Here is a 570-nt window from a genome sequence, read left to right as displayed (position 1 = left end):
GGGCCGCAAGGAGCCGTAAACCCGGCTCCGGGCCCCCGGGCCGGGCTTCCGGTCCCGCCGGGTCCCAATCTCCGGTCCTCCGCCTTCGCGCTCGGAGTAGTCCCGCAGGCGTCCTTCCGTCCCGTACCGGACACTTGAGGCGGAAGGAGGCGGAACATGGCTAAAGCGACCACGAAGAGCGGGAAGTCGACGGCGCGCGGCATGGCGGCCCGAGGGAGCGCCAAGTCGGGCAGCATGGAGATGCGGACCAAGGAGGATCTGTACCGCGAGGCCCAGAAGGCGGGCATCGAGGGCAGGTCCCAGATGTCCAAGAGTCAGCTGATCTCGGCACTGCGCCACCGCTGACCACGGGACCGAGCGCGTCTCGGTCTCAGCGGACCCCCGGGACGGTCAGCACCGTGAGCAGTGCCGTCCCGGCGGCCAGCCAGGTGACGTAGTCGCCGATATGCCCGGACTGCAGCCGCCGTACGGGCGCGAGTAGCGCGGCCGTCCCGGTGTGGACCGGCCGCCGTACCGCCAGTGTGGCCAGGGTGATGGCGAGGGCAGTGGAGAGCAGCCCGAGCAGGATCC

At 70.9% G+C, this 570-nt stretch carries 2 protein-coding genes; one reads left to right on the top strand and one right to left on the bottom strand.

Going from position 1 to position 570, the window contains the following annotated elements; translation table 11 throughout:
- The first annotated feature begins 156 nt into the window (after positions 1–156).
- Positions 157–345, top strand: coding sequence for a Rho termination factor N-terminal domain-containing protein (locus tag CCN37_RS38635; RefSeq protein ID WP_059146576.1), 189 nt, complete (start codon positions 157–159; stop codon positions 343–345).
- Positions 346–370: 25 nt separating this feature from the next.
- Here CCN37_RS38635 and CCN37_RS38630 read toward each other — a convergent pair.
- Positions 371–570, bottom strand: a 200-nt coding sequence (locus CCN37_RS38630) for a hypothetical protein (RefSeq protein ID WP_210408441.1), incomplete at its 5' end; no start/stop codon positions are given.

Origin of the sequence: Allokutzneria sp. NRRL B-24872 (assembly GCF_002155965.1) — a bacterium.
Classification (GTDB): domain Bacteria; phylum Actinomycetota; class Actinomycetes; order Mycobacteriales; family Pseudonocardiaceae; genus Allokutzneria.
This window is presented reverse-complemented; position numbering and strand designations above follow the sequence as displayed.